Annotated in this window: 15 protein-coding genes and 1 pseudogene; 6 read left to right on the top strand and 10 right to left on the bottom strand. The window is 50.5% G+C overall.

From position 1 onward, the window contains the following. Positions 1 to 3: 3 nt before the first annotated feature. Together ACP7EW_RS03215 and ACP7EW_RS03210 are read right to left on the bottom strand one after the other, a co-directional pair. Positions 4 to 729 (bottom strand): hypothetical protein, encoded by a 726-nt coding sequence (locus tag ACP7EW_RS03215; RefSeq protein ID WP_426215242.1) that lies wholly within the window; start codon positions 727 to 729, stop codon positions 4 to 6. Positions 730 to 741: 12 nt separating this feature from the next. Beyond that, the gene (locus ACP7EW_RS03210; protein WP_057723454.1) at positions 742 to 1,440 is read right to left on the bottom strand and encodes a GIY-YIG nuclease family protein; all 699 of its coding nucleotides are present in this window, start codon (positions 1,438 to 1,440) and stop codon (positions 742 to 744) included. Positions 1,441 to 1,693: 253 nt separating this feature from the next. On the opposite strand from ACP7EW_RS03210, the gene ACP7EW_RS03205 reads away from it, so the two are divergent. Next, positions 1,694 to 2,320: a hypothetical protein gene (locus ACP7EW_RS03205; RefSeq protein WP_426215241.1), complete on the top strand. Its 627-nt coding sequence runs from the start codon at positions 1,694 to 1,696 to the stop codon at positions 2,318 to 2,320. A 59-nt stretch (positions 2,321 to 2,379) separates the two neighbouring features. Here ACP7EW_RS03205 and ACP7EW_RS03200 read toward each other — a convergent pair whose 3' ends face one another. The 5 genes from ACP7EW_RS03200 to ACP7EW_RS03180 all read right to left on the bottom strand — a co-directional run bounded on the left by ACP7EW_RS03200 (position 2,380) and on the right by ACP7EW_RS03180 (position 6,042). Continuing rightward, positions 2,380 to 3,546 (bottom strand): HNH endonuclease signature motif containing protein, encoded by a 1,167-nt coding sequence (locus tag ACP7EW_RS03200; RefSeq protein WP_426215239.1) that lies wholly within the window; start codon positions 3,544 to 3,546, stop codon positions 2,380 to 2,382. A gap of 55 nt (positions 3,547 to 3,601) precedes the next feature. After that, positions 3,602 to 3,814: a hypothetical protein gene (locus ACP7EW_RS03195; protein ID WP_426215237.1), complete on the bottom strand. Its 213-nt coding sequence runs from the start codon at positions 3,812 to 3,814 to the stop codon at positions 3,602 to 3,604. A 29-nt stretch (positions 3,815 to 3,843) separates the two neighbouring features. Beyond that, complete coding sequence (locus tag ACP7EW_RS03190) at positions 3,844 to 5,079, bottom strand: hypothetical protein (RefSeq protein ID WP_426215235.1); 1,236 nt, start codon at positions 5,077 to 5,079, stop codon at positions 3,844 to 3,846. 439 nt (positions 5,080 to 5,518) lie between these two features. Beyond that, positions 5,519 to 5,836 carry a hypothetical protein gene (locus tag ACP7EW_RS03185; protein WP_426215234.1) on the bottom strand — a complete coding sequence of 106 codons (318 nt, stop codon included), beginning with the start codon at positions 5,834 to 5,836 and terminating at the stop codon, positions 5,519 to 5,521. Continuing rightward, the gene (locus tag ACP7EW_RS03180) at positions 5,833 to 6,042 is read right to left on the bottom strand and encodes a hypothetical protein (protein ID WP_426215232.1); all 210 of its coding nucleotides are present in this window, start codon (positions 6,040 to 6,042) and stop codon (positions 5,833 to 5,835) included. Before ACP7EW_RS03180 ends, ACP7EW_RS03185 begins: the two co-directional genes overlap by 4 nt. 187 nt (positions 6,043 to 6,229) lie before the next feature. Between ACP7EW_RS03180 and ACP7EW_RS03175 the strand changes: the two genes are divergently transcribed. Further along, on the top strand, positions 6,230 to 6,478 hold the full coding sequence (locus ACP7EW_RS03175; RefSeq protein WP_426215230.1) for a CsbD family protein: 249 nt from the start codon (positions 6,230 to 6,232) through the stop codon (positions 6,476 to 6,478). 405 nt (positions 6,479 to 6,883) lie between these two features. Then, positions 6,884 to 7,873, top strand: a complete 990-nt coding sequence (locus tag ACP7EW_RS03170; RefSeq protein ID WP_426215228.1) for a hypothetical protein — start codon at positions 6,884 to 6,886, stop codon at positions 7,871 to 7,873. A 320-nt stretch (positions 7,874 to 8,193) separates the two neighbouring features. Here ACP7EW_RS03170 and ACP7EW_RS03165 read toward each other — a convergent pair. Together ACP7EW_RS03165 and ACP7EW_RS03160 are read right to left on the bottom strand one after the other, a co-directional pair. Beyond that, positions 8,194 to 8,802: pseudogene (locus ACP7EW_RS03165) on the bottom strand (histidine phosphatase family protein); the annotation flags it as partial. 314 nt (positions 8,803 to 9,116) lie between these two features. Beyond that, positions 9,117 to 9,584 carry a helix-turn-helix domain-containing protein gene (locus tag ACP7EW_RS03160; RefSeq protein ID WP_426215226.1) on the bottom strand — a complete coding sequence of 156 codons (468 nt, stop codon included), beginning with the start codon at positions 9,582 to 9,584 and terminating at the stop codon, positions 9,117 to 9,119. A gap of 305 nt (positions 9,585 to 9,889) precedes the next feature. On the opposite strand from ACP7EW_RS03160, the gene ACP7EW_RS03155 reads away from it, so the two are divergent. Continuing rightward, positions 9,890 to 10,444, top strand: a complete 555-nt coding sequence (locus tag ACP7EW_RS03155; RefSeq protein ID WP_426216374.1) for a hypothetical protein — start codon at positions 9,890 to 9,892, stop codon at positions 10,442 to 10,444. Positions 10,445 to 10,958: 514 nt separating this feature from the next. On the opposite strand, the gene ACP7EW_RS03150 is transcribed toward ACP7EW_RS03155, so the two are convergent. Continuing rightward, the gene (locus ACP7EW_RS03150) at positions 10,959 to 11,885 is read right to left on the bottom strand and encodes a DUF6685 family protein (RefSeq protein ID WP_426215224.1); all 927 of its coding nucleotides are present in this window, start codon (positions 11,883 to 11,885) and stop codon (positions 10,959 to 10,961) included. 796 nt (positions 11,886 to 12,681) lie between these two features. Between ACP7EW_RS03150 and ACP7EW_RS03145 the strand changes: the two genes are divergently transcribed. Then, the gene (locus ACP7EW_RS03145) at positions 12,682 to 13,215 is read left to right on the top strand and encodes a hypothetical protein (RefSeq protein WP_213939617.1); all 534 of its coding nucleotides are present in this window, start codon (positions 12,682 to 12,684) and stop codon (positions 13,213 to 13,215) included. Positions 13,216 to 13,305: 90 nt separating this feature from the next. Next, the gene (locus ACP7EW_RS03140; RefSeq protein ID WP_426215222.1) at positions 13,306 to 15,021 is read left to right on the top strand and encodes an RNA-directed DNA polymerase; all 1,716 of its coding nucleotides are present in this window, start codon (positions 13,306 to 13,308) and stop codon (positions 15,019 to 15,021) included. The last annotated feature ends 52 nt before the right edge of the window (positions 15,022 to 15,073 follow it).

Raw genomic sequence — 15,073 nt, 5'->3', positions numbered from 1 at the left:
TGCTCAGGTCTCAAACTCAAGAATATCAGCGGCCTGCCTTGCAACGAGAACGACGTTCCGATCAATAGGTTCTGATCCCTGATCGGGTCGCTCAAGATATGGAGACTCAGGAATCCCCTGCCGGTAATACTTTAGGACGTACATCGCCCGCTTTCGCTTGCCACGAAGGGAAATGAATCCTTGATCCTTGGAAACCGTCTCCGCGACCTTTTTCATCTCACTATTCAGTCTTGCCTGGTCTAGAGATGACGCCATTTCCTCAGCCTCATCCGCAGCCTGCTCAAATCTGTCGAGTGCCTCTGTGAAGTCCTGGTAGTCACCTACCTCACAGGCCATAGCGACTAATAACGCCCCGCTGGTAAAGAAACACTGCAGGTGAGAGTAATCAGGACAGGATTTTCGAGCCCTAGCCACGACCTCCGCTTCCCTAGACAAGAACTCCTGTCGGAGCTTATCCGCCTCAGCCTGGATGTCTGTGATTTCGGAAACCAGATCGGCAAGTTGTTCCTCCAAAAGGCTATGCTCGCGATAAATGAATACCACAGCAGGCTTGAGGCTCTCGCAGGCTTTGATGAAGGCTTCGCGATCTAGCATGGCGACTGCAGAAGAGCCTGCAGAGACAGAATTACCTTCAATGATCTGGGTCGGTATCGTGACCAAAGCCTTCATCAACATTTCAAGGCAAGTCTCTATCGACTCCTCGACTCGCAAATAGCTAATCACTTCCATTTGAGTACCTATTCACAGCCCTGCCACCGGCACAGACTTACCAAAAGTTTTGATCTGCTCAAGATCGGAGGCGTCGAGATCGAACCACTCACCCTCAAGGCGCTTTGCTTGATAAGTGATGTGGAAGCTTCGCTCTGCATGACTGTAATCGTCAAACCAGGCGTAATGTTCAAGGCTTATGGGAAAGGGGAGCTTGACCTCAAAGAGCCGAGTGCGAGCTTTCAGGTGAATTGTTTTGCCGATCTTGAAACCCAGCTTAGATCGAATGACATAGACGTACCCACCTGTCGGCGAATTCGAGGGACGACTCACACCTTTCACGGGCGGTGGTGGTGCAGGGATGTCGAATCCAGCGATGTCTGGAAAATATTCGGCATGTAGATCTGGAAGACCGTACCGGTTGACCACGTCAGGAGCAAAAGCAAACCAGTGTTTGGCTTGCACCCAGTAACGTCTTCCATTCGAGCTGGGCCGAAGCGTGACATCAGCCTCGCGCCACAGAATTTTTGCACGGCCTGACTCTCGATCAACCGTCATGACGATGCCAAATGCCCTCACATTACCAACCTGGGCTCTCGCGTCCCAACCGGCCAGCACAATGCAGTCCTTGGGACGCACCTGGAGAATGAGGCCGGCCAAATCGGAATCAACTTGCACGTCGTGCTTCACGGGCATAACAAGTTTCTGGGGATCAAACCGATAAAATTTCATACAAGCTTCCTTGCAATGACTACTGGGCTGCCGCGATAACGTACCCTCTGAAGCTCAATTAAGCGCCGAAACCGTGCCCAGTATAGATCAGAGCCATTTTTCGATGTCCCCGCAAAAAGGACACCGTGACCTCAACCTGAGATCACGCTTTCTCGCACAGTAGCCCAAGCCAGAAAACCACCTACTGGTTGCCGATAGTCCACCCAGACTCGTAAAGTTCTACACCATGGACTGGCCAACGTGAGGTTATGATATGGATGACGAATCGCTACCGATGCTCGACCCGCAGCTAGAGGCCATCCAGTGGCCGACAGACTTCTCCGGCCAGCAGCTGTTTATCCAAGGTGAGGATTGGCAGCACAACGCGATGTTGAACTGGTCTCACTTTCGTGCCGACCTTTATGCTTTTGCATACAAAGATGCCGCTGACGGCCTAGTAGAGGCTATGGCTAATCGTCAGGTGCCACTAGATAGCGGCATTTACCCTTTGCTCTTTCTATACCGCCATTCCTTGGAGCTGCAGTTCAAGCTGATGCTACAGAGTGCTCGCGCGCTGAAAGGCAAAGAGTCCAAGAACTACGACAAGCATCCGTTGATGCCTCTATGGTCAGAATTGCGCCATCTGCTCATGGAGCTGGGTCTAGAGCGCTCCGACGCCAACGCTAATGCTGTACACGAGTTTATTCGCCAGTTGGACGACGTTGACCCAGACTCGATGGCATTTCGGTATGCGACGACCAAGAGTGGTAAAGCTCACCTGCCGGACGTTACGCACATCAACATCCGGCACTTGCGCGAGGTGCTCAACAGCGTCTTCGCTTGGCTAAACGGCACATACAGCTGGATCGGGGAGATGGAGCAAGGTCAATCCGGTTACTAAACCCGTACGCTGGGAGACACGGTCATTTCAACGCGTAAATTGTGATAAGGGGCCGGTCGTTACCACGCCGACTCCTCATCCTCCTCCTCTTGAAACTCATCGTCCTCATCGTCCTCATCGTCCTCAGGATCTCGCCCAATCAGCCCGCTTCGAAGAAGTCCGATCTCATAATCCCTGGACTTCAGCTCCTGATGGGCGCTTCGAATCGCGAGAACAGTAGTCTCGATTTTCAACGCTCCTTTGAGATCCCGACGTAGGCTGTTCACTCGCAGAAGGCACCCCAAATTCTGGGTGCCCCTCAGCCAGTTGTTTCGTGCGGAACCCGACGTCCCTTCATTCCTGTTGAAGACGAAAGTGATCTCGATGTCGTTCACATGTCGCCGGCCTGATACCGCGTCTTCGCCCGAGCCTTTAGATGGCAAATTTGAAAATGTGTAACTGCCCTGTATGAAGATAAGCTCTCCCTCAGCGATCAGCAGCTTAAGTGTCCCTCGGTCTAGATCATCAGAGATGTTCTTCACCCTGGCATGGCCCATCGTGATTTTCAGCATGCTGGTCATGTAGCGCTGAAGGATGAGACCCGAAATGCCCGAGTACATGATCCCATCTCTCAGATACAGGATGCCTTCGTCGTTGCAGAGATTGGCGCTGCGCGCCCCCTGAAAACCACTGATCTGAGTAATGTCCACTCCGAGCTCGCTGGCAATTTCAAATACCCTGAGGTGGTTGAAGTACCACCACTGACAGGCCATGAGCTGCGTAGACTTGAAGATCGCACTAGGGTCAAGACGCTCCACCTCCTTCTGCCAGGCAACCTTCACCGCTTTAAGTCGATCAGACGTCAGGCTTAGCTCAAGCGTGCGAGTGGTGTGCGCTTCACCATGGTGAATGGAGCAGAGAACGGCAAGGTTCTTTTCAGAGTGATCGCGGCTCTTGGCCCACGGCTCTATATGATGGACGATGACCGGAAGAGTAGGGTCTCGGCAAACACAGCAAACCCACCTGTTTGCGAACAAGGTCTTTACGAGCGCCTCAAGGGGAATCGGGGGCCTACCGTCACCGAGTATTGTGTGTGCAGCCTCCTCGGTAAGTCCCATCTCGAGAAGCTGCTGAAATTTTTGCTGCTGAAGTTTTGCGAGCGTCCATCTCTCTTCACGCAGCTTCCTTGCCAGCGTGATGTCTACACCTCGGGCAATTAGCGCTAGCTCAGTCGGGTTTCTGGTCACAAGCTCTACTCCATTAGAAATTCAGCGACAGTAGGTCAGCGCTACCAGGCCCTTATTAGCAGACTCGCTGTGTAGCCAGATCCTGAAGAGCCAAGAGATGCTGAGTCAACAGCCGACGCGTATCTTCGTCGTTGATAGAACGCTCATCAACATTAATTTTCCCAGCCGCTATTTCAACAAATACTTCAGGCTTATTGAGCACTTTAACAACCAAATAATGGTGAGCGAACGCATGCCACGACGCCAAGGCGGTGATAGTGCTTGGCACCCACCGGAAGTCCTTGGCTCAACCATTCTTTATTCATCTAACTCCAAATTTTGGAAGGCAGCATGCAGCGCTTCAGGATTTTGAAATGCTCGGTTATCAAGAAGACGATGTGCAGATCCATACTCCAGTTGTTGGATGTTCATGAAGCACACGGGCCCACCTGATAAAAATCTAATGGCTTCTTTGTGCGGTGGAAGTTGGGGAGTGTCAGAATCATAGTCTTCAATTGACTGTTCGCGCATTTCTTTCTCCCAGTGATAAGAGTCGTCAGCATCTATGTTCACTCCATGTTGCAGGGTACATCCTACGTCCTCTCTCACATACGGATTCTCGCCCTGCGCGGGAAGGCGCTTGGCAAACATAAATATGAGAGGTGATCGGTCATTTTTGATCTCTGGAATGTGTACAACCAGAGCATCTAAACAAAATTGATATTTAGTTCGAATATCCACAGCATGGATGGTGACAATGTCGTCGCTTGCTAGGCTTACAATTTGTGCATGGCCAGAGTTATGCATATTGACAAAATCGCAACCATATCTAATTTCGCTCCCCTGTATTTGCTCTAATATAGCGTAAGCCCTCTTTGGATCCTTGATAAGAAAAGTGCTCGGAGCGGTAACATTTTTCAGATTGTTAGATTGCAGTACATCAATTAAACGTTCTACCGTCAAGCCCTTGATTTTATTGTCTAACTCGCCGTAGACCGCCTTTGTCAACCTGTAGGCTCGATCTAACTCTGTTCGCCCCTGCCCTCTGAGGTACGGTTCTCCGATCAAAGGGCCAAAAAAAACATCCAGCTCAGTCAAGAATTTTATCAGGATTCTTGCAACTTCAATTTCTCTCAAAAGTACGGCGCTGTGTGTAATGCTATTCCGCCACGCTTCAACTTTTTTTAGGTTTTTTATAAATTTTTCGTCCATATGAATGCCGCAGATATCCTTTAGGCGCTCGATGGACTCTTTAAATGTTACCGTATGTATACCTTCGAACTCGTACAGTTCCTTGATGGCTCCCTCACGGCGGCTTTTATATGCTTCTTTCAGTTTTGAAATGTCAGTGAAGAGAAGGATCTCATTTTTTTCTTTAAGTGAGTATTTGAATAAGATTTCAACGCCATGCTGAATTGATAAGACAGAGTCTTTTAGTGCTGAAAATCTTTCACTGTCGCCTGCCTCTTCGGCTAACAGTTTCTCATACCTGCCTAAGTGAACGTACCCTTTGCGAAGGGAATCAAGCCCATTGTCTATCAACGAAATTTTCATTTTATATTCCAGACTTTAGATAATGTTCAAACTGTTTAATTTCTTCCGCAGGTTGCAGTGACCTTGTGACAAGCCTGTACAGCCTGCATCAGGAAAGCAACCAGAGTGCACAGGCGCATTCGAAAGCATGATGGATGGAAGTCTAATCTGCCAAGACACCTACAGCCGGCTTGGTTAATGACAGCGAAACCCGCAGGGCACGCCCCAGAGTGTTCACTTATCCATTGCTCTCATTCGGCACGTATTACAACGGTTTTCTTCCCAACCAACCTGACGTAATCACCTATTGCGAGCTTAGCCAAGTTTCCACTTCTTGCAGCCTATGAAGTTCCGAAAGCCTGGGCTTCCTAAGATCCAGTACCCCAAGCAGCCGCTGAGTCGCCTCAGGGTAAGGAAGCCATTCGGCGACTTCTATGTCGCTGTGTCTTGAGTCGCTCAACTACCACTTCGCCAGCATGTCCGCCGCAGCGCTGTAGTGATCAGCCATGAAGAGACTTTTGTCCTTTACGGGCCAGCCACGCTCCCTCAACTGCTCAATCACATCAGTGACACCAGCGTCAACAAAAAAGCGATTATTCGGGTAATGAATTTCTGCAAGAGATACGTTGGTGACACCCGAATCCCAGTCGAAATATGACAGGGAATTCCAGACCCCGGTGCTGCTTTCAGGGTGCGGGAAATTGATAGCAGCTTTTCCAGTAATGTAATGCTCAAGCGAAACGTGTTTGAGATCAAAATAAAAAAGCGGCTGGGTCATGGGAGCTTTTTGAGCCGGGCCAAGCCTTGCTTTATGTGGCCGGCGTTCTCGCCAATTGTTTCTAGGGCGCCACGGACATTATCTCCCACATCTGCATGACCGTGAGCCTCGAGGTGGAGGGTCAACTCCATCAGGGCTGCCTCCAGGGCGAGCTGGTTTTGATACATCCTTTCCAGCACATCCGACAGCGAGTATTCCTTTGGCATTGAGGTGACCTCCTTCAGGGCCGCTCAGCATAGCGCAGCACGAGAAATGGTTAGGTGTCTTGCGGAAAAATCCTGAGGCTCATCAACTTTGAACTAATCATTACGCCCGTTCCCCTAACTTTGTGCAGGTTGCTTCAAGCCCAGGTTTTTCTGGGTTACTCAATCACACACGAAGGTTTGGTGAATCATGAAGAGCGAACAGGTAGAAGGTGTCGTAGAAAAGGTTGCCGGCAAAGCGCAGAGTGCAGTCGGTAAACTGTTTGGCGATTCGAAGCTGGAAGCTGAAGGTGCCGGGCGCCAAGCTGCTGGTCAGTTGACGCAAACCTATGGCGATGCACTAGACAGCGTATCTACGTTCGTAAAAGAAAAACCGATTGCTGCAATCGCGATTGGTGCTGCAGCGTTGATCCTGATAAATCGCATTTTTCGTCGTTGAACGTTTAGGAGGTGTCTCACACCTAGCGACACCTCCTGATAAACTGGCATTACTGCGAGCTGATCCAAACTTCAATTTTTTGCAGTCTCCCGATATCGGAAATTTTTTGTTTTCCGGTTTCAAAAATGTGAGGAGTCTGTGACTTTCCGGGGAGAGGGAGATGACCTGTTGTCTCGACATTTCAGTGCCTAAGCTCGCTTGAATCCCGTTCCACGACGTGTTTGCGCTTATCTTTTTACACGCTATGCTCACCTGCGGTGAGCCTTAAGAGTTTCTTGAGATGCACCAAGATCCCGAAGATTATCTGGTAAATGGACGGTGCCAAGATGTCTCTTGCGCATATTTATTATAGTTCGTGGGGGCGAGATGATTAGAGCAACGCTTTGCGTCGTCGGAATCATGAGTATGACTGGTTGTACTATTAAACCAGCAGATTATAGGGGGGCCGAAGATGGTGGGAGCGGTTATACCTATATTCCGCTTGACCCATTACCAGTGGTAATGAATCTTAGGAACTGTCCTACTAAAGACGTCCTGCCAAATAAGTCCTCCCAAGTCCCTATTGGTACGGTAGCGAAGAAGCCAGTAAATAATATACTTTCAGCACTTCCCGACAATGCTGTGCGTATGGTTGTGGAAAACCTGAAAACCAGTGGGAATATTACCTATGGCGCGGGGAAGATCGGCTCTAACCTTGAGCGGTATAAGGTTACCTCTGATTACATTTCGGCTGATACCGTGAGTATCAAACTTTGGATTAGCAGGCAGGTTAGGGAGAAAATTTCATCTAGATCTTACACTCATGGTGTGCTGGGAGATATATCCGACTGGAAAGACGTTTCTATGTCGGACAATCTGGTTGCTGAATATAGATATGCTAATACGACCAGTGAGTATAAAGAGGTGGTCGCTGAGAGGTACTTTGTCAAAACTGACAAGCAGTACCAGAGGGAAATTTTGAGTAGGGGCGCCGCAGAGGCTAGCAAATATACTGTCTACAGCATTCCATTGTACGTTGGAATAGGTATTCGCATTACATCGAATGTGGAGGTTATAGGAGGGAGCGCTAACATCTCAGGCATAGGGGTAATAGGTGCGGAGGCGCAAGCGAATAAACTACAAGGTAGCTTAGTGGTTCAGACTCTAGGTGTGAATGGGAAGGCAGTATCCAGTGCTCTACCGATGCAAAGCGAGCTAAATGCCACTACTGCACAGAATGCACTAATTGCTACGGCGTCTATTAAGACACTATTGTACGCAGATGATACAGAGATCGCTCCGCGCATAGTTGGGTTGTATTATCCATTTCCTAGCTCACGTCCATTGGTTAATGCCTTAATATCGGCTATATCTTCGAGTGAAGTGGAGTGGACGGGGCCGTGCAGCACCGATTGACTTTCTCGTAATGTTTTGTAATGACGTGATAATCCCAGGTTATCTCTCGGATACCTGGTTAGCTACTCTAGCTGTGAACTCAGCTAGAAGCTGTTCATAAACATCACCTAACTGCGATGAACCAGCTGCAATTTTGCCTCGAGCAGCCTTTACCCTGCGTACATAGCCGGATCATCACTTGGCAGCGAATAGCCTGCGGCTGAGAGAGCTTCGGCGCGCTCTTCAATGAGCTGGCGCTCAGGATCACGAGCGACTTGATAGGATCTGCCCGGCACGCGCCAAATGGCATCCATTCGTGGCTCCTTAGGGGCTGATCGGCTCACTTTCCAACCGGCTTCGTCGTGATCTTTCGAAAGCAGGCACTCACCACAATTGGGCACGTGGTTCGCGATCTCATACTCACGCCAGTCCACCATAGCTCCGCCATCAATGCCCAGAGGCTTGCGCTCAATCAGCCAAGCAACAGCGTTAATGAACTGGCCATGAGAGTACGCAACGATGTCTTGGGAGGGATGTTCAGCAAGACGCTCCAAGAAAGACTGAGCTCTAGCTATGAAATCTAGAAATGACTCAGCGCCTTCACCATCTGTGAAACCAGGATCTGCTTTGGCCCAATACGCCTCCACCCATTCGCGCCGATCAGCGACGGTTGTGCCAGTGCACCGCGCGGCTTCAAGGTAAGTGAATTCTTGGATGGGCCAAGTTTCAAAAGGGATATGAGGAAACACCGCTGCGGTCGCCATAGCGGTTGAGTGCGCTCGGGTGAAAGGCGAGGCAACGATCAGAGCCGGAGCATGGTTGAACGACAATGCCACCAGCTGCGCTTGCTCAACTCCTTTCGGGGTGAGAGTAATGGTCGCATGATCTAAAGTGGCTTCGCCCGCGTTCGCAGCGCTTTCTCCATGTCGTATTAGTCTTACATGCTTCATTTACGAACTACTCGCACAGATTCGGCCATCATTTCTCTCAGATCCCCAAGGTTACTGGTACTCAACCTTCAATCAAGAAGCCTCGACAGCAATCCCTCAATCTGGGTGCCTGCATGCTTGAATTTCAGCTCTTCGAGCTTAGCTTCCCTTCGTTCGCCAGTGAGCAAGCTGAGTCCGTGAAGCGCATTAAGCAACTTGTGAGACTCACTAATTTCCGAATGCAAAGTCAGCCAGGTAGTGTTCACTCGACGAGCTAACTCGTCGGCCTCAACTGCGATTTGCTCAGATTGCAGGATTTCCGATGTTCTGCAGGCTTATGTATTCCAGTATTTTTGGACTGTGCTTCTGGCAATGCCGAGCTTTTCAGCGATTGTTTTTCGGTCGAAACCTTGCGTTTTCAGGGCTCGAACGTAATGCGCATTAAGCGGCTGCTTAGGCTTACCCTGGGAGCGCTTGATTAGCTTTCCATCACTGAATTGCTCCTCTACCAACTGCCACCCTCCAGACATCTCGAATTCCCTGACACGCAAGGCAGTACGCTGTAAAGCCTCTGACGGGAGTTCTTCACCCTGCGCAGCAATAGCGAGAGTGACCATCGTCAAAAGGTCGAGCCCTAGGTAGTCAGCGATCTCTTCCAGTTTCTCCAACGTCGCATTCGCTCGGGCCTGCTCCAGCTTCCCCACGTACGTTCTGTGCGTTGCCCCCGCCAACTCTTCGTAACTCAACCCCTGATGAGCACGAGCTCCACGCAACGCCCCTGCCAGCGCTTCTTTCAGATGCATGAGACGGATCCTCAAAAGCGAGGATAGAGCCACGGTAAGCGTGTTTCGATAAACAGACGATGATGATATTATCGTGACATATGGTTTGCCAGGCAGTCATTTGATCATAGCGGCGGGATGTTTGGATTGGTGATGGATTGGTCATGAGAGCAGCATCTAAGACACGGCAAGGGACGTCTCGATGGGGGACGCGCTCATCAAGTCCGACGTTTATGGCCCGCGTAAGCCTGCCTGCAATCGTCACTGAGCGACGTCTTGGCAAGAACCAGATCTACTTTTTTAAGCGAAGGCAGGGATAGTGAGTGATGAAGTTCGATTGCGTAAAAGTTTCAGGAAAAGTTGACTACGTTCGATCTGTTGATCGAATGAACGGCGGACATAAAGCTAAAGTCAGCATTGACGGTGCAGTTATCCCGAATTTGCAAGTGTCGAACAAGCTTTACGAAGAGCTAGAGGTCGGCGAGAGTGTAACTTTGTATGGCTTGTTTAAAAGAAACAATAACAAAGAAAAAAACACAGGCATCTTGTACGGCCTAGCGAAGCAAAACGGCGAGAAATCATTTGCAACCCAGTATAGATATCAAGTCCCGATTTTCCTGACGGTCACTGCGGCCATCGCATTTTGTCTAACTTTCGTCGCCGGCTGGATCGCTTCGATCTTTCCAGTGCTGTTTTTCTTCGGGGAAAATTCAGATTATATGTATACCACTACGGTATTTGCAGTAATTGAGTCGAGCTTGGTTGCCGCCTTTTTCCTGTGGAGGGCATGGGTGATGTTCAACGCTACGTCTGATCCTGAAGCTTGGGAAACTACCGAAGCTGCAGTGCTATCGAGTCGCTTCAGTAAGCTCCATAAGTAATAGTCCTGTACGTATGGCACGGTTACACCTGCCCCGGCTTCAGACTCGCTGCGCCAGCCTTTCCTTTCCATGCGAGTATCAGGCAAGCGGAGCGCGCAGGCGGCACGCCATAGCTATTGTCCGATATCAAATCAACAAGGATGCGGCTGAAATGACCCACGATGAACTCCGTCAGCTTGAGGGCGCTAGGCGAAGGACTCTGTGGGCCCTTACATGCCTCCGTCCTGGCGATCCCACTGCATCCGACCTCCTTGCCATCCTTGATGATCTCGACCACCAGGAGCGAAACGGTGCGGTACCTCCAGACAGGCCACTCGAACCGATTGAGGTTCGTGATTCTGTCCCGGTGAGCCGGCATCACTCCGGTATCGATATAGTCGTGGAACTCAGCATTCCTCAGCCATGGAGAGAACGCTTTCTTCAGGCAAGCAAAGGATCCACCCGACTTACAGATGGGCTATATGCCACGGACTGGCAGAAATTTCTGGTCGAGTGGATGAGCGAGATGACGCATCTAGAGAAACATAGAGCGTCCCGTGACAAACGTGGATAGGCCTTTCAAATAAAGACCGAGGTCGTGGAAAGCCGACGCGTTTAAAATCTCGGCGACTTTGGCCGATCTTTTCTCAGCTTTCGGTAGGAAAACTGCACATTGATCAGTGTATGGACGTGGCAGATCCTTCCAGTAGTAAGTTGCCTTAAAGCTCCGCATGGCTTTGTGAAAGCCCATTAGGTGCCTATGATGAGACGACATCACGAAGATTTCGAAATCTCGTGTAAGGCTCTCCAAAGCAACCTGATTGATACCATGAACTCGGTATCTACCGTTCAAAGGCACCTTGATATTGAGGCGTTTTGCGATGTATTTAGACGCAGCAAAATGATGGGAGCCACCACTATTCATCAAGAAAACTCGTCCATCCCAAGACCAGGTTTGAAAAAAGTCATGATCCACGCGGCTGATGATTCGGATCTCATCCCAAGCCAGGTTCTCAGTTAGCTTCTCCGGAGTGATCTCATCAATCATCTCTCTCGAATTCTTCTCCACCATCGCATCCATGCTTTTAAACAAACGGAGCTCTGACTTGGAGGCTGAAAAGCCGTCTACGTCCTGAATGTCACATTCCCATCTCTCCACCTCTTGAGTCGTGCCGAGGTTGAGTAGTTCCTCACGACGTAGTGACACGCCACCATAGTTTCGATTGGCTCCTAGGTAGTGCCCAAATCCGTTGAGGCTACCTTTGCATGGGCGGCTACGTTCATAAGAAAGGTTGCCGAACTCATTCCACTTCACGACCTCTGCGCTGGAAATACCTTTTTCGTATTCAACCAATGGCTTGTTGAGGCCCGGTTCCTCCGTAATCAGTTTTACCAAGGAAGAGGGGTGTCCGAACTCCTCTTTGATTAAATCTAAAACGCGCTGAGCTGCCGCTTTGAACATATGGTTTTTCCTTTTTATGGGGCCCCTTTACTAGAATGCATTTAGTGACGGAGCAATGCGACTCAACCCGATGCTTGAACGACCTTGGCTCTACAGATCGAGCTCTTCGAGCGCTTGAGGTGGCTAGGCCGTGCAGTATGCGACCGACCAGGTGATAATTCAGAGGAGGTTAACGATGGTTAGATTAAATCGCCTGTGGTGGGAGCACCTAGCTCCCAAGTCAATGCATCGTCGATTAAGAGAGATGGAGCAGCAGTTGTCGCGCTGGTGCGAGACCGATTATGGGCGGCACTGGTTGAACGTAGCCCGAAAGCCTGAGCAAGCATTAAGGCTTTTTCCCGGCCAACTCATTCCCGTGGAGCACTTCGTTGCTATCGACAACCAGCCGATTTTTATTGTCCCCCAGCGTCCGGTATCCACCGGGCCAGACCGGAAAGCTGCGGGCCAAGCGGCGAATCTTCTTCGGGCACAAAGCGGCGCAGAGCCCTTGGCAAGACTTAGAACATAAAAGGGCACCAATCCTGTAGCTGATCAACAAGACTCTTGATCGGTCGAGGGCATCAGGCCGCAGCGATCGGGTGTGGCGGTTCCTGAAGATGCTTGCCGAGCAGAGCGGGGGAGACGGCCATGATGCGTATCAGTATTGGGCAGGCGAGGTAGTCAGGAAGTATCGTATCGAGTAGCTTGCGGCATCGTGGCTCAATCGACAGGCCATTGGGCACGTACGATTGCTCCTCGTGTGATGGCCTTACGAGGCTATTCGAGTTTCATGTTCGATTGTAAAAGGAATTTATTTATGGCTGTTCCCGCCGAGTTCAACGCCGCACAGTGGTTCTCCGATAACACCGCGGGCGGCTCGCGCCTTACCCCTGAGACTCAGCATTCCATCGCTGACTTCACCACCATGTGGAATTTCTTCGAGGGTAATCTGTGCCGCAATGAGGGGAATATCGCTGCCTTCGAACGCGTTGCAGATCTGTATCGACCGAACGCTGATCAGCATCAGGGGGTTTGTGGTTGCGTGGCCTTCTGGCGGTCTCGCTATACGAATGAAGAGGGCATACTGCCCAGATTCGACAGATTGGAGTTTCGCGCTAGAGATCGCAGGGTGTTGGTAGAAAGTGTTCTATTGGGGCAGAACGATGAACCGCATGATGTGCTGCTGGCAACGCTCATCATTATCTACCGGCTGCGAAATAACCTCTTCCATGGGCTCAAGTCGCTCGACACACTCAATGATCAAGTTGAGAATCTCAGGACAGCCACGTACTGCTTGTCCATTGTTCTGACGGCAACACCATCACATCTCGTCAGACCTCAATACGCTTAATCCGGTTTTGGCGGCACGGTACTGCGGTGGCAGTGTGCCGCCTACGCCAAGAACAAATCATCAGCCTCAAATACAGAGCGAATGAGTGTTATGCAGTTGCAGGATCTGCTTGCTAAAGGATATTTTCCAATTCAGCTACCGGTGGGATTCGGCACTAAGCGACTCGCGGACAGCATTGAGCAGATTAAGGCTGTATGGGACGGAGCGCCGGGGAAACAGGCCGGCGCTTCTCAGTCTGAGAAATTCTCGGTCGCTAGATCCTCCTACAGCAGGCGCACAACCTCGATCCCTAATCCTGTTAGTTTCTATGCCTTGGCTAAGGAGATCTGTGAGTACTGGCCTCAGATACGGGCGCATTACGATAAAAGCGAAATCTCTCGCAGCATACCCGGCACCGACGGTAGTCTCAGAGCGATCGAGCTGACGAAGTTCAGCGACTTGTATGAGGAGCGCGTATGCCAATCTGCAGGGGCCCGTTACGCGCTGATCACCGACATATCGAGCTATTTCCCAACTGTGTACACGCACACCATCCCGTGGGCACTGCACACCAAGCCGGTTGCCAAGGCGAACAAAACCAAAAAAACTCCTGAATTTTTTGGCAATATCCTTGATGGTCGTTGCATGGGGACACAGGATGGCCAAACCATTGGCTTGCCTATTGGCCCCGACACCTCCCACATCATCGCGGAAATAATCGGGGTGTCGATCGATGAGGCTATCTGCGCTGAATTGGGTGGATGGCCGAAGGGATTTCGCTACGTCGACGACTTCACTTTCTTCTTCAACAAACGTGAGGAAGCTGAGAGGGCGCTGGCAATCATCATCAAATGCGTCAGTGCTTACGAGCTCCAGATCAACGCCTCCAAGACGAAGATCGTCGAAGTGCGAGAGCTCGTCCAGGAATCCTGGAAATACAGCCTCAAGAAACTGACCGTCTCAGCGAAAAAGCGTCAGCAGAAAGACGATATTCACCACTATTTCGAGATGTTGTTCTCACTTGAATCAAGGTTCAAGGACGAGAGCCTAGTCAAATATGGCCTAAAGCAGCTGTCCTCATCCATCGTCAAGAAGTCCAACTGGGCGATCGCCGAAGCGTACTTTCTCAAATGTGGGTATGGATTTCCCAACACGTTGCAGGTAATTACCCAAATCCTCGCGACCTACCATCGCTATGGTTATCCATTGAATATGAACGCTCTCGGCGCTTTCAGCCGAAATCTGTTGGAGTCAGCTGCCGCCGCGAACCACCACAGTGAGACTGCCTGGCTCCTTTGGCTGTGCAAGGAGCTCAGCATCCATCTTGACGCCCCTTTGATCCGTCAGGTGCTTCAGATGGAGAGCTCCGTATGTTCGCTCATCGCTCTGGATCTCATTCATTCAGATTTAGTCGACGGTGAGGTAGATCTTGCGGCTTTAACGGGTCTACCGCTCACAGATCAGGCACTCAAAGGGAACAACTGGTTACTGGCTTACGAAGGGGGTCGCCGGCTGTGGCTCGGAAATCCAGATATCGCTTTCATAGAAGCCGACCCCTGCTTCGCAGCACTGCTAAACGCTGATGTTAGCTTTTATGACCAGGAAGCCAGGCTACCGGCTATATTTCAAGTCAAGATCGAAGCAGCGGAGGCTATTGATTTCGACTCGGATGACGAAATCGACCGTGATTTCGAGTTTGACAGTATGGATGAGGAATACTTCGATTCGGCTGTAACGGATACTGATGAGGAAGGCGAGGAGCATGGCGCGGCAGCAGCCGGTAAAGGAAATCTAGCTGTAGATCCTGAAGCACCAGATGATTGGTGAGTCTTGCATAGACGGAAGTTGTGAACTGGATCCGTGGCTAATGCTCGCCTAT

The sequence above is a fragment of the Pseudomonas sp. DWRC2-2 genome (genome assembly GCF_049897885.1).
Lineage (GTDB): Bacteria > Pseudomonadota > Gammaproteobacteria > Pseudomonadales > Pseudomonadaceae > Aquipseudomonas > Aquipseudomonas azotoformans_A.
The sequence above is the reverse complement of the archived record's forward strand: the minus strand, read 5'-3'. Positions and strand labels throughout refer to the sequence as shown.